We start from the raw sequence: 24,251 nt of genomic DNA, 5'->3' as shown, positions 1-24,251 counted from the left end.
CGCGACCGCACTTTTCGGACCGGCGGTGGCGCGACGCGGACCCGGGCAGGCAGGCGTCGACGCTTCTGTCTGCTCAGCCGTGCAGGGGCCAGGACGTGAGCAGGGTTCGGGCTGTGCCGTTGTCGCCGAGTTGGTAGACGGCGAGGGCGGCCGGGTGGACATCGAAGGCGTCGAAGGGTTCAGACTGAGGGATCTTGAGGTGCTCGACGGTGTCGCTCATCGCTGCTCCGGCTTCCCGTAGAGGGTGCTCCAGTCGTCCTTCATGCTCACGACGGTCCAGCCGAGCTCTTCGGCCTTCGCCAGGGACGCCTCCGCGGACGCGGTGTACGCGAACTCGCGCTCGGCGTCGTCGTGGTTGACCAGCAGGGCGAACCGCGCCGAACCGAGCATCTCGATGTCCACGTCGGCGTTGCCACCGGCGAAGACAGGCAGGCGGCCGGTCTGGGCGAAGATGTGCTCGGGCTTGCCGGGGCCCAGGTCGAGGGTGCCGAGGATCTTCTCGCCGCGCACGATCGTGCCGTCGGCGTACGTGTACTCGGCGGCCGAACCGATGACGTTCTCCTTGTGGATCCCCCAGGTCTCCTCGGCGAACACCCGCATGAAGTCCCGGCCCCCGCCGGAACACACGAAGATCCGGAACCCGTGATCCCTCAGCAGGTCGAACAGTTCGAGCATCGGCTGATACACGAGGTCCTTGTAGAGGGCTCCGAGCTTCGGCTGTTCGGCCGTCGCGAGCCAGGCGCGGACCTGCGCGTCGAACTCGGTCGGGGTGGTACCGGCCCAGGATCGTGAGAACGCCTTCAGCAGCGACTCGATCACCGGCGGATCCTGCGTCGCCACTCCCCGCAGGAACGAGGCGTCCTTTTCGATCAGCGCCTTGTACGGCTGGAGTTCGGCGAGCGAGGGGTCGGCCTCGACCTCTTCGGCCCAGTGCCGGAAGACGAAGTCGAACTGGGGCGGCAACGGCTGCTCCACCCACAGCGTGCCGTCGTTGTCGAACGCCGCGATCCGATCGGCCACCGGGACGAAGTCCGGCCCTTCGCTCGTCGCGCGACGCACGAAGTCCACGATCGCGTCCTTGGTCCCGCCGTCACGCCAACTCGCCAGCACCATGACCGTCACTTCGTCAGCAGTGGAAGGGCCGCGGCTGCGGCTCAGGCCGTCACCGACGGCTTCTCCTGTCGAAATATACGCCGCTGACCTATATGTCGCGTATCGGGTCCCATCCGCTAGCGACGCACCCGGGGCATCCCCAGTCCGATCCAGGCGATGATCTCCCGCTGGATCTCGTTGTTCCCGCCACCGAAGGTGAAGATCACCGCGGACCGGTAGCCGCGTTCGAGTTCGCCGTGCAGGACGGCTCCGGCCGAGCCCTCCTTGAGGACGCCCGGTGCGGCGACGATCTCCATGAGCGCGGCGTACGCGTCCCGGCGCGCCTCCGAGCCGTAGACCTTGACGGCGGAGGCGTCCTGCGGGGTGAGGGTGCCCTGCTGGACGGCGTTCACCATCTGCCAGTTCATGAGTTTCATGGCGTCGAGGCGGGTGTGCGTGCGGGCGAGACCGCGGCGGACCCAGGGGAGGTCGACGACGCGGCGGCCGTCGCCGAGTTTGGTCTCCATGGCCCAGCGCTGGACGTCGTGCAGGGCGCGGATGGCCATGGTGCCGTGCGCGGCGAGGGTGACGCGCTCGTGGTTGAGCTGGTTGGTGATCAGCCGCCAGCCCTTGTTCTCCCGGCCGACCCGGCGCGTGGCGGGGACGCGGATGTTCTCGTAGTAACTCGCGGTGGTGTCGTGCGAGGCGAGCGTGTTGATGAGGGTGCAGGAGTAGCCGGGGTCGGAGGTCGGGACGAGGAGCATGGTGATGCCCTTGTGGGGCGGGGCGTCGGGGTCGGTGCGGACGGCGAGCCACACCCAGTCGGCGGTGTCGCCGTTGGTGGTCCAGATCTTCTGTCCGTCGACGGTGTAGTGGCCGGTCTCCTCGTCGCCCTCCCGTACCGCCTTGGTCCTGAGCGCGGCGAGGTCGGTCCCGGCGTCGGGCTCGCTGTAGCCGATCGCGAAGTCGAGTTCGCCGGAGAGGATCCGCGGCAGGAAGTAGGCCTTCTGCTCGTCGGTGCCGAACTGCATGATCGTGGGTCCGACGGTGTTGAGGGCCATCAGCGGCAGCGGTACGCCGGCCTGGGCGGCCTCGTCGAAGAAGATGAACTGCTCCATCGGGCCCAGGCCGCGCCCGCCGTACTCCTCGGGCCAGCCGACACCCAGCCAGCCGTCCGTGCCGAGCCGTCGGACGGTCTCGCGGTAGAAGCGCTTCTGGGCCGCCGGATCGCCGTAGCGCGCGTAGGCGTTGTCCGGCACCAGCTCGGCGAAGTAGTCCCGCAGTTCGGTCCGCAACCGCTGCTGCTCCGGCGTGTATTCGAGATGCACGGTGCCTCCTTGCCTTCCCGGGCCGACCTGACGGCGCACACGGTAGAACGTGTTTCACAAATGGGGAATGGTGATGACGCGGGCACGTGGTGGTCCGGGGCGTACGGGGTGCGGCACGGTGGGCCTTAGGGTGGCGCGACCGGGTGCGGCAGGCCGTCGGCCGGCCGACGGGGCAATTCCCGTACGGGACAGGGTTCTTGCGTCCGCAGGGGTCCGAGGACGCGTGAGAGTGATGGCATGACGAGCCGAGTGACGCTGATCTCAGCGGCGATCAGTGAGGCGCTGCGCGAGGCCCGCTTCGACGACGGGAGTCCGGTGGACGTCTCGGGTCTGCGGGCCGCGCGAGCGGTGGCCGCCGCGGGTGCCGTGCCGACCGGGGAGCGGCTGTGGGTCTCCCCCGGCGTGCGCTGCCGGCAGACCGCGGGGGCGCTCGGTCTCGACGCCGCCGTCGACGTGCCGGAGCTGGCCGGCCTGGAGGTGGGCCGCTGGCGCGGGGCGACTCTGGGCGAGGTGAGCGCGGCGGAGCCGGAGGCGGTCGCGCTCTGGCTCGCGGACCCCGCGTCGGCGCCGCACGGCGGGGAGTCGGTGCGGGCGTTCTGCGACCGGGTGGCGGGGTGCCTGGAGCGGGCCGCCGAGCAGGACGGCAGGATCGTCGCGGTGGTGGAGCCCGAGGTTGTACGAGCCCTGTTGGTACGGGCGTTGGGCGCGCCGGAGTCGGCGTTCTGGCGGGTGGACGTGGCGCCGCTCACCGCCACGGAGTTCAGCGGGCGCGCGGGGCGGTGGAACGTCCGCGCGGGACGCCCGCTGGACGGACGGGCCTGAGCCGGCGCGTCCGCGCGGTCAGCTCAGGGTGGCGAGGAAGTCCGCGCAGGCCTGCGCGCACTCGCGGCAGGTCTTGGCCGAGCCCTCCGCGCCGGGGAAGCCGTCGAAGACCTCCGCGCACTCCAGGCAGACGTCACGGCACCACTCCAACTGGGCCCGGACGTCGCGCTCGTCCTGCCCGACCTGCCGGGAGAGCAGGTGGCAGGTCGCCTCGCAGACCTCCGCGCACAGCACGCCCTTGCGCCGTACGAGAGCCTGGTCCTCGGGCCCGTCGGGATTCATGAGGCTCGCGCGCAGCGCGCAGGCCCGGGCGCATTGGCTGCAGGCCTGGGCGCAGACGAAGCGGTCCTCCAGGAAGCGGAAGAGCTCCTGCTGGGATGTCGTGGAAGTCACAACAACCGTGTAGCCGCAGGGAGTCGGTTCAAACGGCGCGGGAGGGATGCCTCACGCGCCGGCCGCCTCCCGGGAGATCTGCTCGAACTCCGCGCCCATCGCGGCGGACAGCGCCTGAGCCGCCGACAACGGGCGCACCATCACCGTGAGTTCGTCGATCCGGCCGTCCTCGTCGAAGTGCAGGAAGTCGCAGCCGTTGATCTCCTTGTCGCCCACCTTGGCGGTGAAGACGAGCGCGTGGTCCCGGCCGTCGGCCCCGGCGATCTCCCGCACGTAGCGGAAGTCGCTGAAGACGCGCCAGACGCCCCGCAGGATGGCCGCGGTGATCGGCTTGCCCGGGTAGGGCTTGAAGGCGACGGGGCTGGTGAACACGACGTCGTCGGCCAGCAGCTCCTCGACAGCGGCGAGGTCCCCGGCCTCCACGGCCTTGCGGAACGCGTTCATCACGCCCACCTCTCATAGTCAACTAATTGATTAGGTGCGGATAAGATTAGTCGTGCCCGTGTATGCCGTCTAGCCTTGGCGGATGGCATTGCGACACGCGGTACTGGCCGCGCTCCTGGAGGGCGAGGCGTCGGGGTACGACCTGGCCAAGGGGTTCGACGCCTCGGTGGCCAACTTCTGGATGGCGACTCCGCAGCAGCTGTACCGCGAGCTGGACCGCATGGAGTCCGAGGGGCTCATCGAGGCCCGGCTGGTACGCCAGGAGCGCCGGCCCAACAAACGGGTGTTCTCCCTGACCGCGACGGGCCTGGACACGCTGGCCTCCTTCACCGCGGCGCCGGCGCGGCCCACCGCCCTGCGCGACGAGCTGATGGTCAAGGTGTACGCCCTCGACGAGGGGGACGCCGACGCCGTACGGGCGGCGATCGCCGAGCGGCTGGAAACGGCGCGCGCCAAGCTGGCGCACTACGACCGGATCGGCACCCGCCTGCTCGACGGTCGGACCGAGGAGGTGTACCTGGCCACCGCCGAGCGTGTCGGCCCCTACCTCACCCTCCTGGGGGGACGCGCCTTCGAGCAGGCGAACATCGCGTGGGCGGAACAGGCGCTGCTCGTCCTGGAACGCCGCGCGTCCGTGCCGCGGTAGGGCGTCCGTGGCGCGGGTGGTCGTCCGGGATCGCCCGGCGCACCCCGGTTGGTCTCCCACGGCCTCCCCGCCTACGGTCGAGGAGGCAACCGCCCCCGACGATCCGTGTGCGGAACACCTGGACGGGTAGCCGGAACCACGGCCCAGCAGGGTCCGCACACCCGGAAGGACGCACCATGTCGAAGATCCTCTTTGTGATGACCGGCGCCGATCACTGGACGCTCGCCGACGGCACCCGGCACCCCACCGGCTTCTGGGCCGAGGAGGCCGCGGCCCCGTACGAGGCTTTCAGGGCCGCCGGTCACGACGTGGTCGTCGCCACGCCGGGCGGGGTGGAGCCGACGATGGACCAGGGCAGCCTGGCGCCCGAGCTCAACGGCGGCCAGGAGGGCTCCGACCGGGTCGCGCGCACCGTCGCGTCCATGAGCGAGCTGAAGCACCCGGTCAAGCTGTCGGAGGTGGACCTCGACGACTACGACGCCGTGTTCTACCCGGGCGGCCACGGTCCGATGGAGGACCTGTCGGTCGACACCGACTCGGGCGGGCTGCTCACCGCGGCGCTGGAGTCGGGCAAGCCGCTCGGCGTCGTCTGCCACGGTCCGGCGGCCCTGCTGGCGGCGACCCGGGACGACGGCTCCAACGCGTTCGCGGGCTACCGGGTGACGGCGTTCACCAACGCCGAGGAGACGCAGGCCGGTTTCGCGGACAAGGCCGCGTGGCTGCTCCAGGACCGGCTCGTCGACGCCGGCGTCGACTTCCAGGAGGGCGAGGCGTGGGCCCCGAAGGTCGTCGTCGACCGCAACCTCGTGACCGGTCAGAACCCCGCTTCCGCCGCCCCGCTCGCCACGGAGCTGCTGAAGAGGCTGGCCTGAGCGCATGACGGCCGACCGGTCGTGGAAGACCCTCGGCGACCGCTGACACACCCTGCGCCGCCCAGCCGTGCGACGCGGGTGCCGGACCGGTCCGAGGAAGGGGCAGTCGTGATGCGTACGCTCGGCGTCGCCGTCGTGGGGTTCGGCTGGATGGGCCGGGTGCACACCCGGGCCTACGCGCGCGTGCCGCACCATTTCCCGGGGCTCGCCCTGCGGCCCGCGCTGGTTGCTGTCGCCGACGAGGTGCCCGGCCGGGCCGAGGAGGCGGCGGAGCGCCACGGCTTCGCCATCGCCGCCCGCGACTGGCGCGAGATCCTCGCCGACCCCCGGGTCGAGGCCGTGAGCGTCACCGCGCCGAACTTCCTGCACCGTGAGATCGGCACGGCCGTGGCGGAGGCCGGCAGACACCTCTGGATCGAGAAGCCGGTGGGACGGGACGCCGACGACGCCCGGGCGGTCGCGGAGGCGGTGGCCGCGGCAGGGGTCCGGGGCACGGTCGGCTTCAACTACCGTTGCGCGCCCGCCGTCGTGGCCGCCCGTGAACTGATCGCCTCCGGCGAGCTCGGCGACGTCACGCACGCGCGCGTGCGGCTCTTCAGCGACTACGCGGCACACCCGGAGTCGGCGCTCACCTGGCGCTTCGAACGGGAGCGGGGCGGCAGCGGAGTCCTCGGCGACCTGGCGTCGCACGGCGTCGACCTGGCCCGCTTCCTGCTCGGCGAGATCGAGGCGCTGGCGGCGGACACCGCGGTGTTCGTGCCCCGGCGGCCCCGTCCCGCCGGGGCCACGGCGGGCCACGCCCGCGCGACCGGCGGTGACCTCGGGCCGGTGGAGAACGAGGACTACGTCAACTGCCTGCTGCGCTTCGCCTCCGGGGCCCGCGGTGTCCTGGAGGCGTGCCGGGTCTCGGTGGGCGAGCAGAACAACTACGGCTTCGAGGTCCACGGTACGAAGGGCGCGGTGTTCTGGGACTTCCGCCGCATGGGCGAACTGGGGGTCAGCCGCGGCACCGGCTACCAGGACCAGCCGGTCAGCACCGTGTACGTCGGTCCGGGCGCCGGGGAGTACGGCGCGTTCCAGCCGGGCGCGGCGAACAGCATGGGCTACGACGACCTCAAGGTCATCGAGGCGTACACCTTCCTGAGGTCCATCGCGGACGGCGTGTCCTACGGCGCCACGCCGGACGACGCCGTCCGCAGCGCGACGGCGCTCGACGCGATGGCACGCTCCGCGGCGTCGGGCGGCTGGGTCGCCGTCGGCGGGTGAAGGCTCACTCCGGGCGGGCGGGCGGGCGGTGCGTGCGCGAGGCGCTCCGTACGCACCGGGGTCAGAGGTGGTGGCGGCGGGCCGCCACCTCACGGTCGTAGCGTTCGCGGGCGGCCGACGCGGCCTCGCGCGAGGCGACCTCGGCGACGGGCACGTCCCACCAGGCCGCCGCGGGCGGTGCGGTGGGCGCCGGGTCGGTCTCGACGTGGACGCAGGTCGGCCGGTCCGAGGCACGGGCCGCGGCGAGCGCCTCGCGCAGTTCCCCCACGGTCTTGGCCCGGATGACGTCCATGCCGAGGCTGGCGGCGTTGGCGGCGAGGTCGACGGGCAGCGGGTCACCGGTGAAGGTGCCGTCGGCCGCGCGGTAACGGTAGGCCGTGCCGAAGCGCTCGCCGCCGGTCTCCTCGGACAGGCCGCCGATGGAGGCGTACCCGTGGTTCTGGACGAGGACCAGGTTGACGGGCAGTCGTTCCTGCACGGCGGTGACGATCTCGGTCGGCATCATCAGGTACGTGCCGTCGCCGACGAGGGACCAGACGGCGGTGTCCGGGGCGGCGAGCTGGACACCGATGGCCGCCGGGATCTCGTAGCCCATGCAGGAGTATCCGTACTCCAGGTGGTACTGGCGCGGGCTGCGGGTCCGCCACAGTTTGTGCAGGTCGCCGGGGAGTGATCCGGCCGCGTTGATGACCACGTCGTCGTCGCCGACGACCGCGTCGAGCGCGCCGAGGACCTGGGTCTGGGTGGGCACCGCGGAGTCCTCGGCCGCGTAGGCCGCGTCCACCACGGCGTCCCAACGCGCCCGTCCCGCGCGGTACTCGGCCTCGTAGGAGGCCTCGACGCGGTGGCCGGACAGTGCCTGGGCGAGGGCCGTGAGGCCGGTCCGGGCGTCCGCGACGAGGGGGCGGGCGGCCAGCTTGTGGGCGTCGAGGGCGGTGATGTTCAGGTTGACGAACCGGGCGGCAGGATGCTGGAAGAGGGTGCCCGAGGCGGTGGTGAAGTCGCTGTATCGGGTGCCGACGCCGATGACCAGATCGGCGGTCCGGGCGAAGTCGTCGCTGACGGCGGTGCCGGTGTGACCGATGCCGCCGAGGTCGGCGGGGTGGTCGTGCCGCAGGGATCCCTTGCCCGCCTGGGTGGAGGCGACGGGGATGCCGGTGGCGTCGACCAGCGCCTGGAGCGCCGCCTCGGCCTCGCTGTGGTGCACTCCCCCGCCGGCCACGATCAGCGGGCGCCGGGCCCTGCGGATCGCCCCGACGGCCGCGGCGAGTTCGACCGGGTCGGGCGCGGGACGGCGGACCCGCCAGACGCGTTCGGCGAAGAACTCCTCGGGCCAGTCGTGGGCCTGCGCCTGCACGTCCTGCGGCAGGGCGAGGGTGACGGCGCCCGTCTCTGCCGGGTCGGTGAGGACGCGCATCGCGTTCAGCGCGGACGGGATCAGCGTCTCGGGGCGTGTGACGCGGTCGAAGTACCGCGACACGGGACGCAGGGTGTCGTTGACGGACAGGTCGGCCTCGACGGGGTGCTCCAGTTGTTGGAGCAGCGGGTCGGCGGGGCGCGTCGCGAAGTAGTCGCCGGGCAGCAGCAGGACGGGGAGACGGTTGATCGTCGCGAGGGCCGCGCCGGTGACGAGGTTCGTGGCTCCGGGTCCGATCGACGTGGTGACGGCCTGGGCGGAGAGGCGGTTGAGGTGGCGGGCGTGACCGACGGCCGCGTGCACCATGGCCTGTTCGTTGCGGCCCTGGTGGAACGGCATCACGTCCTCGCCGGCCTCCAGGAGCGCCTGGCCGATGCCCGCCACGTTGCCGTGGCCGAAGATTCCCCAGGTGCCGGTGATGAGCCGACGGCGCACCCCGTCGCGCTCGCTGAACTGCGCGGCCAGGAAGCGGACGAGTGCCTGGCCGTCGTCAGCCGGCGGGTGGTCGTGCTCATCATGACCTCTCGGGGGCGGTGTAGAGGGGCAGTCGGGGGTCGACGGACTGGTCGGGCCAGGTGGCGCGGATCCAGGCGTGGTCGGGGTGGTCGCGGATCAGCCAGGCGCGGTCGGGATCGGGGCCCGCCATGACGTTGAGGTAGTACATGTGGTGGCCCGGTACGGCCATCGAGGGGCCGTGCCAGCCGTCCGGGATGAGCACGACGTCACCGTCGCGCACCTCGGCGAGGACGTCGGTTCCGGTGCCGTGACCGGAGGGCGAGACCCGCTGGTAGCCGAGGCCGGGGATGCCCTCGTGCGCGGCGAACTCGAAGTAGTAGATCTCCTCCAGCTCGGACTCCTCGCCGGGCCGGTGCTCGTCGTGCTTGTGCGGCGGGAAGGAGGACCAGTTGCCGCCCGGTGTGATCACCTCGACGGCGATGAGCCGGTCGCAGTCGAGGACCCCCGCCGCGCCGAAGTTGTTGACCTGCCGCGAGCAGGTGCCGGTGCCGCGCAGCTCGACCGGCACCGAGGACGCGGGAACGTGACGGGCCGGCAGCCGGCGGTCGCAGCGGGCACCGGTCAACGCGAACCGGCCGCCGTCACGGGAGGTGATCGCGACCTGGGCGTCGCGCGGGACGTACGCGAAGTCGGTCACGCCCTCGAACACACCGGTCCGCCCGGCCAGCGGGAAGGTGTCGTCGTCGACCACGACGGCGCAGCCGCCCGCGAGCGGGAGGACGATCCACTCGCTGTCGCCGGTGGCGAACGTGTGGCGGCCACCGGGCGGCAGTTCCAGTACCCGCAGGGACGAGTGGGCCCAGCCGGCCGAGGCGGGCGAGACCTCGACGGCGTAGACGTCGGTGCCGGTCTTTCCGGCGGGCAGATGGTGTGCGGTGGTCATCGGGTGGCTCCTGTACGGGGTGCGCGTGGTGTCGCGGTACGAGTGGCTGCGGCTCGGTGGGGCTTCGGTGGCGGGTGACTTCCTTCCGGGGCAGGTGCGTTCGCGAGGGTCCGCGGGTCGGGCCGGAGCGGTGCGGGTCCGCGACCTGCCCGGGATACCCGTACCCGCTTTGGCGCACAGGGCGTACGGACTTTCAGAGCAGGGCGACCGCGGTGTCGACCGCCGTCTCCACATCGCCCTCGGCGGGGTAGAGCAGCGAGCGGCCGACGACCATGCCCTGCACGGTGGGGAGTCGCAGCGCCTTGCGCCATCGCTCGTAGGCGGCCTCCTGGTCCCTGCCGACCTCGCCGCCGAGCAAGACGGCGGGCAGGGTCGAGGTCTCGAGGACCTGGGCCATGTCGTCGGGGTCGCTGGTGACCGGCAGTTTGAGCCAGGTGTACGCGGAGGTGCCGCCGAGTCCCGAGGCGATGGCGATGGAGCGGGTCACGGCCTCGGCACCGAGGTCGTTGCGGACCTCGCCCGCCGCCCGGCGGGTGATGAACGGCTCGACGAACAGCGGCAGTCGGCGTGACGCCATGGCGTCGACGGCGCCGGCGGCGGTGGCCAGGGTCCGCAACGAGCCGGGGTCCTCGTGGTCGATACGCAGCAGGAGCTTGCCGGCGTCGAAGCGGTGCCGCTCGATGTCCTCGGGACGGTGGCCGGTGAAGCGGTCGTCCAACTCGAAGGAGGCACCGGCGAGTCCGCCCCGGTTCAGGGAACCCATCACGACCCTGTCCTCCAGGACGCCGAGCAGCAGCAGGTCCTCCAGGATGTCGGCGGTCGCGAGCACGCCGTCGACGCCGGGCCGGGACAGCGCGACGCAGAGCCGTTCGAGGAGGTCGGCGCGGTTGGCCATGGCGAACCGGCGGTCTCCGACGCCGAGGGCACCGCGCGCCGGGTGGTCGGCGGCCACGATCATCAGGCGTCCGGTGGGACCGACGAGGGGGCGCCGGGTCCGGCGGGCGGCCGCTTCGGCGATGGCCTCGGGGTGGCGGGCGCGCACCGTGACGAGGTCGGGGATGGTGATGCTCACGTCGGGCTCCGTTCGGGGGTGGCGTCGGTCAGCCCGTTCACACGCGCCTCGGTGGCGGGCCGGGGGTGGCCGGCCCGGGCCGGCGTGACGCTCCCGATGGGGAGGACGGGGCGACGGGACGCCCGGTGGATCCAGGTCTAGGACCCGTGGCTCTCCACTGTCAAGACTTTGTACGGACATTCGGACCTGCTTCTGAAATGATGTCTTAACAAAGTCTTGACAGCCGGGTGCTCCAGGGGCTTGTATCCCGTCCCAACGAACCGCCGCTCCACCGGCTCACGCCCGGACCTCGCCGTCCGGGTCCCGTACGGGCCCCGCTCCCGGCGCCGCCCCGTTCCCTTTCCCCGGCCGCACAGTGAGGTGCTGGAAAGATGGATCGCACGCCCCACCCCCGTTCACGGAGAATCGCTCCCCTCGTGGCCCTGGCCGCCGCCTCCGCCCTGCTCGCCGCCGGCTGCTCCAGCGGCTCGGGTGGCAAGAAGGCCGAGGAGAGCGCGGACGGCGCCGCAGCCGGCAAGGCCGACACCCCAGGCATGACAGTGGCCCTGATCACCCATCAGGCTCCAGGGGACACGTTCTGGGACATCGTCCGCAAGGGGGCGGATGCCGCCGCCGCCAAGGACAACATCAAGCTCGTCTACTCCGCCGACCCGAACGCCGGCAGTCAGGCCAACCTCGTGCAGAACGCGATCGACCAGAAGGTCGACGGCATCGCGATCACCCTCGCCAAGCCCGGCGCCATGAAGGCCGTGGTGGGCAAGGCGACGTCGGCCGGCATACCGGTCGTGGGCCTCAACTCCGGTGTCAGCGACTGGAAGCAGCTCGGGCTGATGGAGTTCTTCGGCCAGGACGAGACCGTCGCGGGCGAGGCCCTCGGCAAGCGGCTGAACGCCGAGGGCGCCAAGAAGGCCGTCTGCGTGGTCCACGAGCAGGGCAACGTCGGGCTCACCCAGCGCTGCGACGGCGTGAAGAAGACGTTCGGCGGGAAGACCGAGACGCTCTACGTCAACGGCACCGACATGCCGTCCGTGAAATCGACGATCACCGCGAAACTCAAGCAGGACACGGCGATCGACTACGTCGTCACGCTCGGCGCCCCCTACGCCCTGACCGCCGTGCAGTCGGTCGGTGACGCCGGCAGCAAGGCGAAGATCGCCACCTTCGACCTCAACAAGGAACTCACGGGCGCCATCAGCAAAGGCACCATCGAGTTCGCCGTCGACCAGCAGCCCTATCTGCAGGGCTACTTGGCGGTGGACTCGCTGTGGCTCTACAAGAACAACGGCAACTACAGCGGTGGCGGCGAGCAGCCGACCCTGACCGGTCCGGCCTTCGTCGACAAGAACAACGCCGACTCCGTGGCCAGGTTCGCCACGAAGGGCACCAGGTGATGGGCGCCCGACAGGCCGAACCGGCGGTGAGCGCGCCGCCGGATCCCGGCCCCCCGCAGACCGAGGGGCACAGCGCGCGACGCCCCCTCACCCTGCGACTGCTCGCCCGCCCGGAGGTCGGGGTCTTCCTCGGCGCGGCCGCCGTGTTCGTCTTCTTCCTGATCGCTGCGCCGCCGGTGCGCTCGGGCGCCTCGATGGCGACCGTGCTCTACCAGTCGTCGACGATCGGCATCATGGCCCTGCCCGTCGCCCTCCTGATGATCGGCGGCGAGTTCGACCTGTCGTCCGGCGTCGCGGTGATCACCTCGGCGCTGACCGCGAGCATGCTCAGCTACGAACTCACCATGAACATATGGGTGGGTGTGATCGTCGCGCTCGTCGCCTCGCTCGCGATCGGGGCGTTCAACGGCTGGATGATGGTCCGCACCGGGCTGCCCAGCTTTCTCGTCACGCTCGGCACCTTCCTCATCCTTCAGGGCGTGAACCTCGCCGTCACCAAGCTGGTCACCGGCAATGTCGCCACCGACGACATCAGCACCATGGACGGCTTCGGCCAGGCAAAGAAGATCTTCGCCTCGTCCTTCGACGTCGGCGGCGTCCAGGTGAAGATCACCGTCGTCTGGTGGCTGGTCTTCGCCGCGCTGGCCACCTGGGTGCTGCTGCGCACCAAGTACGGCAACTGGGTCTTCGCGGTCGGCGGTGACCAGGGCAGCGCCCGCGCGGTCGGCGTCCCGGTGACGTTCACCAAGATCACACTGTTCATGGCGGTCGGGTTCGGCGCCTGGTTCGTCGGCATGCACCAGCTCTTCTCCTTCAACACCGTGCAGTCGGGTGAAGGCGTCGGCCAGGAGCTGATCTACATCGCCGCCGCTGTGATCGGCGGGTGTCTGCTCACCGGCGGCTACGGCTCGGCGATCGGCCCGGTCTTCGGCGCCTTCATGTTCGGCATGGTCAACCAGGGGATCGTGTACGCCGGTTGGAACCCCGACTGGTTCAAGGCCTTCCTCGGCGTGATGCTGCTCGGCGCCACGCTCGTCAATCTGCTGGTCCGCCGCACGGCGACCCGGAGGTGAACCGACCCATGACAGCCAACGGACCCGGAGCATCGGGCGCGGTCCTCCCGGACACCCCGCCCGAGGAGAGCACCGGCGCGATCGTCGAACTGCGCGGGGCCGGCAAGTCGTACGGCAACGTCCGCGCCCTGCACGGGGTCTCCCTGACCGTCCACCCCGGGCGCGTGACCTGTGTCCTGGGCGACAACGGCGCCGGCAAGTCCACCCTCATCAAGATCATCTCCGGGCTGCACCGGCACACCGAGGGCGAGTTCCTCGTGGACGGCACGGCGGTGCGCTTCGGCACTCCGCGCGAGGCGCTCGCCAAGGGCATCGCGACCGTCTACCAGGACCTGGCGACGGTGCCGTTGATGCCGGTGTGGCGGAACTTCTTCCTCGGCTCCGAGCTGACGAAGGGCCCGTGGCCCGTGCGCCGTCTCGACATCGCGCGGATGAGGCGGACCGCGGACGAGGAACTGCGCACCATGGGGATCGCCCTCGACGACCTCGACCAGCCGATCGGCACGCTCTCCGGCGGCCAGCGCCAGTCCGTGGCGATCGCCCGCGCCGTCCACTTCGGCGCGCGTGTCCTCCTCCTCGACGAGCCGACCGCCGCGCTCGGCGTCAAGCAGTCCGGTGTCGTCCTGAAGTACATCGCGGCCGCCCGGGAGCGGGGCCTCGGCGTCATCTTCATCACCCACAACCCGCACCACGCCTACATGGTCGGCGACCACTTCAGCGTGCTGCGCCTCGGCACCCTCGAACTCAGCGCCGCCCGCAGCGAGGTGAGCCTGGAGGACCTCACCCACCACATGGCGGGTGGCACGGAACTCGCCGCGCTCAAGCACGAGTTGGCGCAGGTGCGTGGCGTCGACGTGGCGGGGCTGCCGGAGGCGGACGACCTGCGCACGCCGACCCGGGCGCCGGCCACGACGGACGGGACTTCCTGAGGCGCGGGCGCTCACCGTTCCGCCGGGGCGTGGGCGCCCGTCAGGGACGGGACTTCCTGAGGCGCGGACGCTCACCATTCCGCCGGGGCGGGGGCGCCCGTCAGGGAGAGACGGCGTGGACGATCAGGGACGCCAGCTCGGCGTACGCCTCGGCGTCACTCAGCCCCGTGCGCGCGGCCACCTCGCCGCGCTGGATCTCCTGCATGGTGGCGGCGACGACCTCGCCGACGAAGGCTGCGTGGACGTCCCGGAAGGCTCCCGCGGTGACGCCGTCCGCGATCAGCTGCCGGATCCTGGCCGCGGCGAGGCGCGTGTTGGCCTCGTACACCTCGCGGGCCGGCTCGAACCCGGCCATGTCGTCGAGGAACCGACGGGACAGCGGCCTCAGCTGCTGGGCGACCGCGCTCAGATAGACCACCACCCGCTCGGAGGGCGCGGAGGTGTCGGCGACCTGCTTCTCGACGCACTGGGCGGCCTCGCGGAAGTAGTGCTTCACCGCCTCGCGCACCAACTCCTGCTTGCTGCCGGCCAGTTGGTACAGCGTCGTCTTCGAGCAGCGCAGCCGCTCGGTCAGCTCGTCGAGCGTGAAGGCCGCGAACCCCTCCGCCACCAGCAGCGCGACGAGCCGTTCCAACAGGTCGGTCTGACGCGCGGTGCGGCGAGGGGACGGCATGATCTCAGCGTAACCGCTCCCCCTGGGAGACAACCGTCACCCCTGGGAGGGAGCGGCGGGGCACGGCGGAGCCCGCCCGGCGACCCGGCGGCGAGCGCTCAGCGGGGACCCCGGTGGTGACGGGCGGGCGCGGGGACACCGGTCCGCCCGACCCTCGACACCCCGACCCTCGACACCCTGGTCCTCGACACCCGGGCCCTCGACACCCGGGATCAGCCTCCCGGCACACGGGTGCGGTCACCCATGGCCGAGCGGTACCAAAAACGATACTCTTGTATCGCCTGGAGTATCAAAATCCCGCAGCGCGGGACCGCACCCCCGAGGACGTCCCATGCCCGCGACCCGCACGCTCCCCTCACCGGAAGCCGTCGACCTGATCGCCCTGACGCGCGAGCTCGCCGAGAAGGAGCTCGCGCCGCGTGTCGCCGAGGCCGAGGCCGAGGGACGCTTCCCCCGTGACGTCTTCCGCACGCTCGGGCAGGCCGGACTGCTGAGCCTGCCGTACCCCGAGGAGTACGGCGGCGGCGACCAGCCGTACGAGGTCTACCTCCAGGTGCTGGAGGAGATCGCGGCCGTGTGGGCGAGCGTGGCCGTCGGCATCTCGGTGCACGCGCTGTCCTGCTACGCGCTGGCGGCGTTCGGCACCGCGGAGCAGAAGAAGGAGTGGCTGCCCGACATGCTCGGCGGCGAGCTGCTCGGCGCCTATTGCCTGTCCGAGGCGCATGCCGGCTCCGACCCGGGAGCGATGCGCACCCGGGCCGTACGGGACGGCGACGACTACGTACTGAACGGCGCCAAGGCCTGGACGACCCACGGCGGCCACGCGGACTTCTACACGGTCATGGCGCGCACCTCGGACTCCGGCTCGCACGCCATCTCGTGTTTCCTCGTCCCCGCCGACACACCGGGCGTGGTGGCCGATCCCCCGGAGCAGAAGATGGGCCTGACCGGGTCCGCGACCGCCACGGTCCGCTTCGAGAACGCCCGGGTCCCCGCCGGCCGCCGGCTGGGCGAGGAGGGCGAGGGCCTGCGGATCGCCTTCGCCGGACTGGACTGCGGACGGCTCGGCATCGCCGCGGTGGCCACCGGCCTCTCCCAGGGCGCGCTGGACCACGCCCTGCGCTACTCACGGGAGCGTGAGACGTTCGGCCGGCCCATCATCGAGCACCAGGGCCTCGCCTTCGTCCTCGCCGACATGGCCGCCGCGGTCCAGGCCTCACGGGCCACCACGCTGGCCGCCGCCCGGCTGAAGGACGAGGGTCTGCCCTTCCAGTCCGAGGCCTCGATCGCCAAGCTCATCGCGACCGACAACGCCATGAAGGTCACCACCGACGCGGTCCAGGTGCTGGGCGGCGCGGGCTACACCCGCGACTTCCCGGTCGAGCGCTACATGCGCGAGGCCAAGGTGATGCAGATCTTCGAGGGCACCAACCAGATCCAGCGCCTGATCATCGGCCGCGGACTGAAGGAGAGCGAACGCGGCACCCTCCAGGTGCGCAACGCGACGAAGTAGGGCTCGGCCCGTCCGGCGTGCCCGGGCCCGCCGGACGCGAGGACGGCGTACCGGAAGCGTGCCGGACCGGTGCCGGTGTACGTCGCGTGCACCGAAGGACGTCCGCGCACGTGACCATCGCCGTCCCAGCGCCGATACTTCCGAGGGTGAGCTCCTCGCACCGCCGATCCGCTCGCCGGCCGGGACGGCCGGCCGGTCGGGCGCGTTCGCGGCGGGCGGGGCCGGTCCCCTCCGGCCCGCGTCGGCCCGAGCGGGGCCGCGCCGCGGCCCCCGACCGACGGACCTGCCCCAAACGTGGGCATTATGGGAGAAGGAGCCCAGCGACTCTTCTCACCAGGAGGTTCCCATGAAGATGCTCATCAACGTGCCGGAGACGGTGGTCGCGGACGCGCTGCGGGGCATGGCGGCGGCTCATCCCGAGCTGACGGTGGACGTCGAGAACCGCGTGATCGTCCGCCGGGACGCCCCGGTCGCGGGAAAGGTGGGCCTCGTCTCCGGCGGTGGTTCCGGGCACGAGCCGCTGCACGGGGGATTCGTGGGACCCGGCATGCTGTCAGCGGCCTGTCCCGGCGAGGTCTTCACCTCGCCGGTGCCGGACCAGATGCTGCGGGCGGCGGCGGCCGTGAACAGCGGCGCCGGCGTGCTCTTCATCGTGAAGAACTACACCGGCGACGTCCTGAACTTCGACATGGCGGCCGAGCTGGCCGAGGACGAGGGCATCCAGATCGCCAAGGTGCTCGTCAACGACGACGTGGCCGTCACGGACAGCCTGTACACGGCCGGCCGTCGCGGCACGGGCGCGACCCTCTTCGTCGAGAAGATCGCGGGCGCCGCCGCCGAGGAAGGCGCGCCCCTCGACCGTGTCCAGGCGCTGGCCACGCAGGTCAACGAGAACTCGCGCAGTTTCGGCGTCGCCCTCAGCGCCTGCACGACTCCGGCCAAGGGCAGTCCGACCTTCGACCTGCCGGCCGGGGAGCTGGAGCTCGGCGTCGGCATCCACGGCGAGCCGGGACGGGAACGGCGCGCGATGATGACGTCGCGGGAGATCGCCGACTTCTCCGTGCAGGCGATCCTGGAGGACCTCACGCCGCGCAACCCGGTGCTGGTCCTGGTGAACGGCATGGGCGCCACTCCCCTGCTGGAGCTGTACGGCTTCAACGCCGAGGTGCAGCGTGTCCTGACCGAGCGCGGCGTCGCGGTGGCCCGCACGCTGGTCGGCAACTACGTCACCTCGCTGGACATGGCCGGCGCCTCGGTGACGCTGTGCCAGGTCGACGAGGAGCTGCTGCGCCTGTGGGACGCGCCGGTGAAGACGCCGGGCCTGCGCTGGGGCGTGTGAACGCGGTCGGCACGATGAGGACAGGCCGCCAGACAACCGGGCAGCCCGACAACCCGGTCACCGCCCCGGTGGCCGTGAACCCGGTCAACAGGAAGTCGGCCGCCACCGGGGGTCAAGCGGCCGACTTCACGTCACCTTCCGCACCACGCAAGGAGATTCCGTGCTCGACGCCGACTTCTTCCGCCGTTGGATGACGGCGACCGCCGCGTCCGTGGACCGCGAGGCACAGCGGCTCACCGACCTGGACTCGCCGATCGGCGACGCCGACCACGGCAGCAATCTGCAGCGCGGATTCGTCGCCGTGGTGGCCACGCTGGAGAAGGAGGCCCCGGACACCCCCGGCGGCGTGCTCACGCTGGCCGGCAGGACGCTGATCTCGACGGTCGGTGGCGCGTCCGGGCCGCTGTACGGAACGCTGCTGCGCCGGACCGGCAAGGCGCTCGGGGACACCGGCGAGGTCAGCGAGGAACAGCTCGCGGACGCGCTGCGCGCGGGCGTCGACGCGGTCATGGCGCTGGGCGGAGCAGCGCCGGGCGACAAGACCATGATCGACGCGCTGGTTCCCGCCGTCGACGCGCTGAGCGAGTCGTTCGTGGCCGCGAAGGCGGCGGCCGAGGAGGGCGCGGCGGCGACGACTCCGCTCCAGGCGCGCAAGGGCCGGGCGAGCTACCTGGGCGAACGCAGCATCGGCCATCAGGACCCCGGCGCGACATCCGCGTCGCTGCTGATCGGAGCACTCGTGGAGGCGGCCGGTGAGTGACACCACGAACACCAGTCAGACCACCGCAAAACTCGTGGGCGTCGTGCTGGTCTCCCACAGTGCCGCCGTCGCGTCGTCCGTCGCCGAGCTGGCGACGGGCCTGGCCGGAGGCGGCACGACCGCTCCCGTCGCCGCGGCGGGCGGCACGACGGACGGCGGTCTCGGCACCAGTTCGGAACTCATCGCCGCGGCGGCCGCCTCCGTCGACGGAGGCGCCGGCGTGGCCGTGCTCATGGACCTGGGCAGCGCCGTGCTGACGGTCAAGGCGCTGCTCGCCGAAGGCGACGAACTCCCCGACAACACCCGCCTGGTGGACGCCCCGTTCGTCGAGGGTGCGGTGGCCGCGGTGGTCACGGCGTCGGCCGGCGGCGACCTCGCCGCGGTGGAGGCGGCGGCAGCGGAGGCGTACAGCTACCGCAAGGAGTGAGGACGACAGACCCTGGAGAGTCCGAGGCGTCTCAGCGGCCGCGACGGAGTCCGCGTCGCGGCCGTCGCCGTACCGGCGGGTCGGCGGGTCGGTGCTTCGGTGCTTCGGTGCTTCGGGTCAGGAGATACCTCGCGCCGCCACGCCGAGGGCCGAACGGACGGTCGCGGTCACCTCGGAGTGCGCGGTCTCCGGGCCGGGCTCGTCCGCGTCGGTGCGCCAGGCGTAGTGCTCGACCGCCGCGCGCAGTGCCGCGTTGAGCATGGCCGCCTGGATCTCCGAGCGCAGGTCGACGGAGTCGAGCCCGGCCCGGTCGGCGAGGGCGCGGGCGAATGCCGGCTCGGCGTCGTCGTGGGCCTGGAGCCAGACGGCCCGCAGTCCGGGTTCGGTGCGGGTGAGCCGCAGCAGCGCGCGGACCCGCGGGAGCTGCGGGAGCGGTGTCAGGCCCTCGCCGCTCGTGGCGCGCTCCAACGCGTCCTCCAGCGGACCTCCCTCGGGCCAGGCCCGCAGGGCCGCGGCGATCGCGTCGATCCCGGCCGCGAACAGCGGGCTGACGCAGCTCTCCTTGCTCGGGAAGTAGCGCCACAGGGTCCGCGACGAGACGCCGACGACCTGGGCGATCTGCTCCCCGGTGGTGGCGGTGACGCCCTGGTCGACGAAGAGTTCCACCGCCGCGCGGGCGATCTCCTGGCGGAACGCGGCCCTTCGCTCGTCGGTGAGCGGTGGCCGGCCGGTGCGGCCGCGAACCCGTCCCGCGTGATCGCCGTTCGAACCGTCCGACACCGCTGACTCCTCGGATCCGCCCGCGTCCGCCGCCCGGGGCCGGGGGCGGGGCCCGAGTGTAGCGATCTCCCCGCGACCTCCGAGACTTTCTGTCCTTCAGTGACATCAAGTCCCACCGTTACCGCGCGACACCTTCGCCACGCCCTCGTGCGCACCTCCGGGAGCACGCATGTAGGGATCACGGAGCGCATGTCGGCGGTGGCCGAGGTGAGCGACACGGAGTGGGAGCGGGTCGGCGGTACTGCCGCACATGCCGGCCGCGGGCCGGACTGCCATCGTCACCACCGCCTCCGAGGCGGGCCCGCGCGGCAGCGCCGCCCAGCACGGTGTACCGCACCACCGCACCGGCGAACGCCCGTCACCACGCGGGTGGTTGGGGCGCGGCGGTGGGCTCAGCCTCCGGTCACGAACGTCCGGGCCAGTCGCTCCCCCGCCGTCACCGCGGCGGCGTGGTCCTCGATGGGTGAGACCCGGGAGTTCTTGAAGACGATGTAGGTGACCCCCGACGGGGTGCCGCCGCCGCGCGGGTCGGGGCGGATCCCGAGGGCCTTGGCCGTCGCGTACGAGGCCTCACCGATGATGTCGCTCGGGCCGGTGTCGCCGACGACGGCGTACTGGACACGGTCGCGGTAGATCACGGCGGCCACCGAGCCGGCCCCGATGCCGTGGTCCCGGTGGTTCCAGATGCCGCTCGCGGCCGGGACGACGACGTAGGGCAGGGTCTCGGCGCTCAGGTATCGGCCGTCGGACTGCTGGAAGGCCGTGGCGTCGGAGAAGAGCGGGTCGGTGCGGCTGTTGCACAGGCTGCCCGGTCTCCCGTCGCAGTCGATGTCCATGTCGGCCTTCCAGAAGACGGCGCTCCCGGTGCCGCAGACCGCGATGTCGGCGGGGGTGCCGTCGTCGGTGCGGTAGCGCCCCTTGGAGACCGGAGCGCAGTCGCGCGTCTTCGCCAGCAGGTCGGCGGCTCCGACGGTGCCCTCCCGGGCCGCCGGGGCGCGGCTGCCCGGGTGGCCGACCGTGGGGGCCGAGGGCAGCGCCGCCGGGGCGGAGGCGAGCAGGGCGGCGGCGGCCGCGGCCAGCGTCAGCGACTGGACACGCACGATGGGAGACCCTCTCCTGGGGGACACGGAGTCACCTGCCCCAATGTGGTGGGCCTCTGACGGTGCGTCCACCGGAGGGGGGCCGGACGATGCACGCGGACCTCGGGGCCGAGGCGGTGGATCCGGGGCGTGCCGGCAGGCTCTCGGCGGGCGCCGCACGGTCGAGGGCCCGAGCCACAGTCGACTCCGGCCACTCGACCGCACGCGCCGGCGCGGGATCAGCGACGACAGCGGGTCCGCGCCGTGGGCAGGAACTCCCCTGAGAGCAGGGCGAGTTCAGGCCGCGTCAGGATCAGCATACGTACCTCCCGAATACTCCGGCCATCGACCCGTCACCCCTCTTGATGTGGCCGCGTCAGCCGTGTCTTATAGGTACAGACCAATCCCGTCGAGGGAAGGCGGCCCCGTGCGAGGCGTTTCCCCCACCGTCCTGCGCGTGCTGGTGTGCGGCGCGCTGTTCGTCCTCCCCTCCTGCGGATGGGGTGCGCCGTCAGCGGAGCAGGGCGAGCGACTGCCCGCGGCGCCGCTCGGTGTGACCGCCGCGGCGGGCAGCGCGACCAGCGTCCACGTCATGTGGAACCTGGCGGCCGAGGACCCGCCCGTCACCCACTACGCCGTGTACCGCGGGAACACCAAGGTCGAGGAGGTCCCCGGCTCCGAGCACATGGTGGACGTCACCCGGCTCGAACCGTCCACCGCCTACGTCTTCACGGTCCGGGCGCGGAACTCCGCCGGGGCCTCGGGACCGGCGAGCAAACGGGTGCGGGCCACCACCCCCGCCGCGGTCGCGGCGGACAGCACGCCGCCCACCCGCCCCGGCGGCCCGCACGGCAAGGCGGTCGGCAGCCGGGCGGTCCAGCTCTCGTGGACCCGGTCGACGGACAAGGGCGGCGTGGCCTCGTACGACGTCTACCAGGGCACGTCGAAGATCCACAGCGTCGGTGGCGCGCAGACGGCGACGGTGGTCACGGGGCTGCGGCCCGGCACGGCCTACGCCTTCACCGTGCGCGCCCGCGACGCGGCGGACAACACCTCACCGGCGAGTGCGACCGTCCGGCTCACCACCGCGCCGGGTTCCGACGACGGCCGGGGCACGGCACCGACCGCCTTCCGCGCGACGACCCACCGGGCGGACGGGGCGTACTACATCGACCTGTCCTGGATCGCGCCCGCAGTGGACGGCGTGATCAGCGAATACCAGATCCATCTCGACGGACACGCCGCGACCTCGCTCGTCTGGGGCGGCAACCCGCCCCACGGCACCGCCACCTACAGCTTCTACGTCGGCCGCCAGGCCGGCGTGGCACACCGGGTCCGTCTCAGGGCGAAACTGCCCGACGGCACCTGGGGCGGGTTCTCGGCGGAACGCTCGGTGAAGACCGGGAGCTGACGCCCGCGCGACGGTCCCGGCGGGGTGCGGTCTTCGCCGGGCGGCCGGGCCGGAAACACCCTCCACGGTCCGCCGGACGATGGAATCCGTCACCTGCCCGGTCCCCGTCCGCGTGCGGGCCGGGCCCGGGGCGCTTTTGCTCTCCCTGAGGCAGCACGGGCCTTCCGATCCTCGGCGGCGCATGGGAAGTACCGCCAACCGTGCCGCTGGAGGGCAGTTCCTATGCGTACCACTCAGACACTTCTCCGCTCGGGCCTGACCGTGGCCGCCGCCGCTGCGCTTCCGCTCACCCTGGCCGCTCCTGCGGCCGTCGCATGGGGTTCCGGGATCTCGGTGAGCACCAGCGGTACCTCGGTCTCGGTCACCACCAGCGCCTGCCCCAGCAACGGGAGCAGCTTCGGCAACGCCTCGCTGCTCTCCAGCGGACAGGCGAACTTCGCGCAGGGGCGACAGATGTCGCTCACGGGCACCAGCAGCAGTCAGTCCGCGTCCTGGACGGGCGTGGGCGCCGGCACCTACACGGTCATCGTCGTGTGCGGGGACGGGTCGACGGCGGGCACCCAGTCCATCATCGTCTCGGCCCCCTCGACCCCCACGATCTCGGCGACCGCCTCGGCCTCGCCGTCACGCGGCGTCATGGGCGGCCTCGGCGGCGCCGTGAAGGACTACGGCACGGCCACCGTCGCCGGAGGCGCGGCCCTGGTCGTGACCGGCACGGTGGCGGCGGCCTGGTTCCTGCGCCGCCGTTCCAAGCCTCACCGCCTCTGATCGGGCACCCGAGGCCCGCGACACCGGGCGACCGCTCCGCCGACTCGTGTCGCGGACGGTCGTCCGGGCCTGTCGTCGCCCGAACGACGGACAGCCCCTAGTCGCGCGCGTCCAGCTCGGCGAACTCCTCGATCGCGTGGGTCAGCCACTGGGTCCAGAAGGTCTCCAGGTCGATGCCGGCCCGCAGGACGAGATGGCGCAGCCGGTCCTCGGGGGTGTCCTTACCCGGCGGGAAGTCCCGCTCCTGGATCTCCTCGTACTCGGCCAACTGGGTCCGGTGCAGGGCGAGATGGCGGCGCAGGTCGGCCTCGAGGCCCTCGGTGCCGACGACGGCCGCGGCGCGCAGCCGCAGCAGCATCGTGTCCCGCAGCGGTTTGGGGTCCTGGGAGACGGCCGTCCAGCGGGCGAGTTCGGCGCGGCCCGCGGGCAGGACCTCGTAGCTCTTCTTCTGGCCCCGGGCCGGCTGCTCCGAGGGCAGCTCCCTGATGTAGCCCTCGGCCTCCAGCTTTCCCAGCTCGCGATAGATCTGCTGGTGCGTCGCCGACCAGAAGTAGCCGATCGACCTGTCGAACCGCCGGGTCAGTCCGAGGCCCGACGAGGGCTTCTCGAGCAGGGCGGTGAGGATCGCGTGCGGGAGTGACATGGGGTCATCCTAGGGAGCGCGCGGGACTCCCCCCGATGGCCGGCCGCCCGCCGCCGGGCACCGCGGAAGGCAACGCGCCCCGGCGGGACTCGGTGAGTCCGCCGGGGCGGGTCGGGTCAGGCGTCACCGCGCGGCCGTCGGGCTGAGCGCGGTGGCCGAGCGGTGCCGTGGGTCAGCGCGTGAAGGTGACGCGCTGCTCCTTGAAGGCACCGCAGTTGGAGCCGGACACCTGGGTGTACACGTTCTTGATCTGGCCGCCCCAGTCGATGCAGTGGCCCTTGCCGTACACGTACGTCGGTCCCGCGTACGACGTGTACCGCCCGTAGTCGTCGTCACTCAGGCCGGTGTCGGAGACGTAGACCCATGCGGCCATGTCCACGGCGGTGCCCGGGCTGTTGCGGATGGTCGTGACGCAGTTCTTGCCGTTGGAGGCGTTGTACGTCAGGTAGACGGTGCCCTGGGTGCCGATGGGCGCCGAGTTCACCGTCTTGTACGCACTGCCGCAGACCTTCTGCGGCGTGGTGTTGGGCGCGGCCGAGGCGGGCGCCGCCAGTGCGGTCGTGGCCCCCACCATCAGTGCGGCGAACGTACCGGCCATCAGGGCGGAACGGTTGAATCGCATATTTCCCCCTTGCGATCATTGGAGACGTTTGCTCCTGCCTCATGTGACCCGCGACCCTCCGAAACGGTTGTGCGTCTCCGCGAAAGATGTTC

The 24,251-nt window shown here is 72.0% G+C and carries 26 protein-coding genes and 1 pseudogene; 14 read left to right on the top strand and 13 right to left on the bottom strand.

Annotation, left to right across the window (positions count from 1 at the left end):
• Positions 1-73: 73 nt before the first annotated feature.
• From AB0C62_RS30700 to AB0C62_RS30690, 3 genes are all read right to left on the bottom strand, one after another.
• Positions 74-220, bottom strand: coding sequence for a hypothetical protein (locus AB0C62_RS30700; RefSeq protein ID WP_362978671.1), 147 nt, complete (start codon positions 218-220; stop codon positions 74-76).
• The gene (locus tag AB0C62_RS30695) at positions 217-1,113 is read right to left on the bottom strand and encodes an HAD family hydrolase (protein WP_362978669.1); all 897 of its coding nucleotides are present in this window, start codon (positions 1,111-1,113) and stop codon (positions 217-219) included. The genes AB0C62_RS30700 and AB0C62_RS30695 overlap by 4 nt, the downstream gene beginning before the upstream one ends.
• Before the next feature lie 116 nt (positions 1,114-1,229).
• A complete protein-coding gene (locus tag AB0C62_RS30690) occupies positions 1,230-2,420 on the bottom strand; it encodes an acyl-CoA dehydrogenase family protein (RefSeq protein WP_362978668.1) in 1,191 nt (396 codons plus the stop codon).
• Between the two features lie 237 nt (positions 2,421-2,657).
• Between AB0C62_RS30690 and AB0C62_RS30685 the strand changes: the two genes are divergently transcribed.
• A complete protein-coding gene (locus AB0C62_RS30685; protein WP_362978666.1) occupies positions 2,658-3,242 on the top strand; it encodes a histidine phosphatase family protein in 585 nt (194 codons plus the stop codon).
• Between the two features lie 18 nt (positions 3,243-3,260).
• Here the strand turns inward: AB0C62_RS30685 and AB0C62_RS30680 are convergent, their stop codons facing one another.
• Both AB0C62_RS30680 and AB0C62_RS30675 read right to left on the bottom strand, forming a co-directional pair.
• Positions 3,261-3,635 carry a four-helix bundle copper-binding protein gene (locus AB0C62_RS30680; RefSeq protein ID WP_362978664.1) on the bottom strand — a complete coding sequence of 125 codons (375 nt, stop codon included), beginning with the start codon at positions 3,633-3,635 and terminating at the stop codon, positions 3,261-3,263.
• A gap of 51 nt (positions 3,636-3,686) precedes the next feature.
• A complete protein-coding gene (locus AB0C62_RS30675; RefSeq protein WP_362978662.1) occupies positions 3,687-4,079 on the bottom strand; it encodes a nuclear transport factor 2 family protein in 393 nt (130 codons plus the stop codon).
• Between the two features lie 82 nt (positions 4,080-4,161).
• Between AB0C62_RS30675 and AB0C62_RS30670 the strand changes: the two genes are divergently transcribed.
• From AB0C62_RS30670 to AB0C62_RS30660, 3 genes are all read left to right on the top strand, one after another.
• Positions 4,162-4,725 carry a PadR family transcriptional regulator gene (locus tag AB0C62_RS30670; RefSeq protein WP_362978660.1) on the top strand — a complete coding sequence of 188 codons (564 nt, stop codon included), beginning with the start codon at positions 4,162-4,164 and terminating at the stop codon, positions 4,723-4,725.
• Between the two features lie 176 nt (positions 4,726-4,901).
• On the top strand, positions 4,902-5,597 hold the full coding sequence (locus AB0C62_RS30665; RefSeq protein WP_362978658.1) for a type 1 glutamine amidotransferase domain-containing protein: 696 nt from the start codon (positions 4,902-4,904) through the stop codon (positions 5,595-5,597).
• A gap of 108 nt (positions 5,598-5,705) precedes the next feature.
• Entirely contained in the window at positions 5,706-6,863 is a 1,158-nt protein-coding gene (locus AB0C62_RS30660) for a Gfo/Idh/MocA family oxidoreductase (RefSeq protein ID WP_362978656.1), read from the top strand.
• Positions 6,864-6,924: 61 nt separating this feature from the next.
• Here AB0C62_RS30660 and iolD read toward each other — a convergent pair whose 3' ends face one another.
• From iolD to AB0C62_RS30645, 3 genes are all read right to left on the bottom strand, one after another.
• Positions 6,925-8,715: a 3D-(3,5/4)-trihydroxycyclohexane-1,2-dione acylhydrolase (decyclizing) gene (iolD, locus tag AB0C62_RS30655; RefSeq protein ID WP_362978654.1), complete on the bottom strand. Its 1,791-nt coding sequence runs from the start codon at positions 8,713-8,715 to the stop codon at positions 6,925-6,927.
• A gap of 79 nt (positions 8,716-8,794) precedes the next feature.
• Positions 8,795-9,679: a 5-deoxy-glucuronate isomerase gene (gene iolB, locus AB0C62_RS30650; protein ID WP_362978652.1), complete on the bottom strand. Its 885-nt coding sequence runs from the start codon at positions 9,677-9,679 to the stop codon at positions 8,795-8,797.
• A 193-nt stretch (positions 9,680-9,872) separates the two neighbouring features.
• On the bottom strand, positions 9,873-10,751 hold the full coding sequence (locus tag AB0C62_RS30645; protein ID WP_362978650.1) for a deoxyribose-phosphate aldolase: 879 nt from the start codon (positions 10,749-10,751) through the stop codon (positions 9,873-9,875).
• A 371-nt stretch (positions 10,752-11,122) separates the two neighbouring features.
• Here AB0C62_RS30645 and AB0C62_RS30640 point away from each other — a divergent pair, with 371 nt between their 5' ends.
• The 3 genes from AB0C62_RS30640 to AB0C62_RS30630 are packed head-to-tail and all read left to right on the top strand — an operon-like array spanning position 11,123 to position 14,144.
• Positions 11,123-12,142 carry a sugar ABC transporter substrate-binding protein gene (locus AB0C62_RS30640; protein WP_362978648.1) on the top strand — a complete coding sequence of 340 codons (1,020 nt, stop codon included), beginning with the start codon at positions 11,123-11,125 and terminating at the stop codon, positions 12,140-12,142.
• Positions 12,139-13,215 carry an ABC transporter permease gene (locus AB0C62_RS30635; protein WP_362978646.1) on the top strand — a complete coding sequence of 359 codons (1,077 nt, stop codon included), beginning with the start codon at positions 12,139-12,141 and terminating at the stop codon, positions 13,213-13,215. The genes AB0C62_RS30640 and AB0C62_RS30635 overlap by 4 nt, the downstream gene beginning before the upstream one ends.
• Positions 13,216-13,223: 8 nt before the next feature.
• A complete protein-coding gene (locus tag AB0C62_RS30630) occupies positions 13,224-14,144 on the top strand; it encodes an ATP-binding cassette domain-containing protein (protein ID WP_362978644.1) in 921 nt (306 codons plus the stop codon).
• Positions 14,145-14,244: 100 nt separating this feature from the next.
• Here the strand turns inward: AB0C62_RS30630 and AB0C62_RS30625 are convergent, their stop codons facing one another.
• A complete protein-coding gene (locus AB0C62_RS30625) occupies positions 14,245-14,817 on the bottom strand; it encodes a TetR/AcrR family transcriptional regulator (RefSeq protein WP_362978642.1) in 573 nt (190 codons plus the stop codon).
• A gap of 331 nt (positions 14,818-15,148) precedes the next feature.
• Here AB0C62_RS30625 and AB0C62_RS30620 point away from each other — a divergent pair, with 331 nt between their 5' ends.
• The 4 genes from AB0C62_RS30620 to AB0C62_RS30605 all read left to right on the top strand — a co-directional run bounded on the left by AB0C62_RS30620 (position 15,149) and on the right by AB0C62_RS30605 (position 18,856).
• Positions 15,149-16,330 (top strand): acyl-CoA dehydrogenase family protein, encoded by a 1,182-nt coding sequence (locus AB0C62_RS30620; RefSeq protein ID WP_362978640.1) that lies wholly within the window; start codon positions 15,149-15,151, stop codon positions 16,328-16,330.
• 346 nt (positions 16,331-16,676) lie between these two features.
• Positions 16,677-17,669: a dihydroxyacetone kinase subunit DhaK gene (dhaK, locus tag AB0C62_RS30615; RefSeq protein WP_362978638.1), complete on the top strand. Its 993-nt coding sequence runs from the start codon at positions 16,677-16,679 to the stop codon at positions 17,667-17,669.
• A gap of 160 nt (positions 17,670-17,829) precedes the next feature.
• The gene (gene dhaL / locus AB0C62_RS30610) at positions 17,830-18,429 is read left to right on the top strand and encodes a dihydroxyacetone kinase subunit DhaL (RefSeq protein ID WP_362978636.1); all 600 of its coding nucleotides are present in this window, start codon (positions 17,830-17,832) and stop codon (positions 18,427-18,429) included.
• On the top strand, positions 18,422-18,856 hold the full coding sequence (locus AB0C62_RS30605; RefSeq protein WP_362978634.1) for a PTS fructose transporter subunit IIA: 435 nt from the start codon (positions 18,422-18,424) through the stop codon (positions 18,854-18,856). The genes dhaL and AB0C62_RS30605 overlap by 8 nt, the downstream gene beginning before the upstream one ends.
• 117 nt (positions 18,857-18,973) lie before the next feature.
• On the opposite strand, the gene AB0C62_RS30600 is transcribed toward AB0C62_RS30605, so the two are convergent.
• Positions 18,974-19,636 carry a TetR/AcrR family transcriptional regulator gene (locus AB0C62_RS30600; RefSeq protein ID WP_362978632.1) on the bottom strand — a complete coding sequence of 221 codons (663 nt, stop codon included), beginning with the start codon at positions 19,634-19,636 and terminating at the stop codon, positions 18,974-18,976.
• Positions 19,637-19,804: 168 nt separating this feature from the next.
• Between AB0C62_RS30600 and AB0C62_RS30595 the strand changes: the two are divergent.
• Positions 19,805-19,955 (top strand): annotated as a pseudogene (locus tag AB0C62_RS30595) (3-ketoacyl-ACP reductase); the annotation flags it as partial.
• 73 nt (positions 19,956-20,028) lie between these two features.
• On the opposite strand, the gene AB0C62_RS30590 reads toward AB0C62_RS30595, so the two are convergent.
• The gene (locus tag AB0C62_RS30590) at positions 20,029-20,736 is read right to left on the bottom strand and encodes a glycoside hydrolase family 75 protein (RefSeq protein WP_362978630.1); all 708 of its coding nucleotides are present in this window, start codon (positions 20,734-20,736) and stop codon (positions 20,029-20,031) included.
• Between the two features lie 406 nt (positions 20,737-21,142).
• Here AB0C62_RS30590 and AB0C62_RS30585 point away from each other — a divergent pair, with 406 nt between their 5' ends.
• Together AB0C62_RS30585 and AB0C62_RS30580 are read left to right on the top strand one after the other, a co-directional pair.
• Entirely contained in the window at positions 21,143-22,126 is a 984-nt protein-coding gene (locus AB0C62_RS30585) for a fibronectin type III domain-containing protein (RefSeq protein WP_362978628.1), read from the top strand.
• A gap of 222 nt (positions 22,127-22,348) precedes the next feature.
• Complete coding sequence (locus AB0C62_RS30580) at positions 22,349-22,894, top strand: hypothetical protein (RefSeq protein ID WP_362978626.1); 546 nt, start codon at positions 22,349-22,351, stop codon at positions 22,892-22,894.
• A gap of 97 nt (positions 22,895-22,991) precedes the next feature.
• Here AB0C62_RS30580 and AB0C62_RS30575 read toward each other — a convergent pair whose 3' ends face one another.
• Both AB0C62_RS30575 and AB0C62_RS30570 read right to left on the bottom strand, forming a co-directional pair.
• Positions 22,992-23,537: a PadR family transcriptional regulator gene (locus AB0C62_RS30575; RefSeq protein ID WP_362978624.1), complete on the bottom strand. Its 546-nt coding sequence runs from the start codon at positions 23,535-23,537 to the stop codon at positions 22,992-22,994.
• A 172-nt stretch (positions 23,538-23,709) separates the two neighbouring features.
• Positions 23,710-24,159: a spore-associated protein gene (locus AB0C62_RS30570; protein WP_362978622.1), complete on the bottom strand. Its 450-nt coding sequence runs from the start codon at positions 24,157-24,159 to the stop codon at positions 23,710-23,712.
• Positions 24,160-24,251 lie beyond the last annotated feature (92 nt).

Origin of the sequence: Streptomyces sp. NPDC048643, assembly GCF_040650615.1 — a bacterium.
Classification (GTDB): Bacteria; Actinomycetota; Actinomycetes; order Streptomycetales; family Streptomycetaceae; genus Streptomyces.
This window is presented reverse-complemented; position numbering and strand designations above follow the sequence as displayed.

What these genes read in the sequence shown, in the direction of transcription:
- AB0C62_RS30630 (WP_362978644.1), top strand. Translation starts at nt 13,224, where the DNA reads ATGACAGCCAACGGACCCGGAGCATCGGGCGCGGTCCTCCCGGACACC.
- AB0C62_RS30580 (WP_362978626.1), top strand. Translation starts at nt 22,349, where the DNA reads ATGCGTACCACTCAGACACTTCTCCGCTCGGGCCTGACCGTGGCCGCC.
- AB0C62_RS30625 (WP_362978642.1), bottom strand. Translation starts at nt 14,817, where the DNA reads ATGCCGTCCCCTCGCCGCACCGCGCGTCAGACCGACCTGTTGGAACGG.
- AB0C62_RS30700 (WP_362978671.1), bottom strand. Translation starts at nt 220, where the DNA reads ATGAGCGACACCGTCGAGCACCTCAAGATCCCTCAGTCTGAACCCTTC.
- iolB (WP_362978652.1), bottom strand. Translation starts at nt 9,679, where the DNA reads ATGACCACCGCACACCATCTGCCCGCCGGAAAGACCGGCACCGACGTC.
- AB0C62_RS30570 (WP_362978622.1), bottom strand. Translation starts at nt 24,159, where the DNA reads ATGCGATTCAACCGTTCCGCCCTGATGGCCGGTACGTTCGCCGCACTG.
- AB0C62_RS30665 (WP_362978658.1), top strand. Translation starts at nt 4,902, where the DNA reads ATGTCGAAGATCCTCTTTGTGATGACCGGCGCCGATCACTGGACGCTC.
- AB0C62_RS30640 (WP_362978648.1), top strand. Translation starts at nt 11,123, where the DNA reads ATGGATCGCACGCCCCACCCCCGTTCACGGAGAATCGCTCCCCTCGTG.
- AB0C62_RS30620 (WP_362978640.1), top strand. Translation starts at nt 15,149, where the DNA reads ATGCCCGCGACCCGCACGCTCCCCTCACCGGAAGCCGTCGACCTGATC.
- AB0C62_RS30685 (WP_362978666.1), top strand. Translation starts at nt 2,658, where the DNA reads ATGACGAGCCGAGTGACGCTGATCTCAGCGGCGATCAGTGAGGCGCTG.
- AB0C62_RS30575 (WP_362978624.1), bottom strand. Translation starts at nt 23,537, where the DNA reads ATGTCACTCCCGCACGCGATCCTCACCGCCCTGCTCGAGAAGCCCTCG.
- dhaK (WP_362978638.1), top strand. Translation starts at nt 16,677, where the DNA reads ATGAAGATGCTCATCAACGTGCCGGAGACGGTGGTCGCGGACGCGCTG.
- AB0C62_RS30670 (WP_362978660.1), top strand. Translation starts at nt 4,162, where the DNA reads ATGGCATTGCGACACGCGGTACTGGCCGCGCTCCTGGAGGGCGAGGCG.
- AB0C62_RS30675 (WP_362978662.1), bottom strand. Translation starts at nt 4,079, where the DNA reads ATGAACGCGTTCCGCAAGGCCGTGGAGGCCGGGGACCTCGCCGCTGTC.
- AB0C62_RS30695 (WP_362978669.1), bottom strand. Translation starts at nt 1,113, where the DNA reads ATGGTGCTGGCGAGTTGGCGTGACGGCGGGACCAAGGACGCGATCGTG.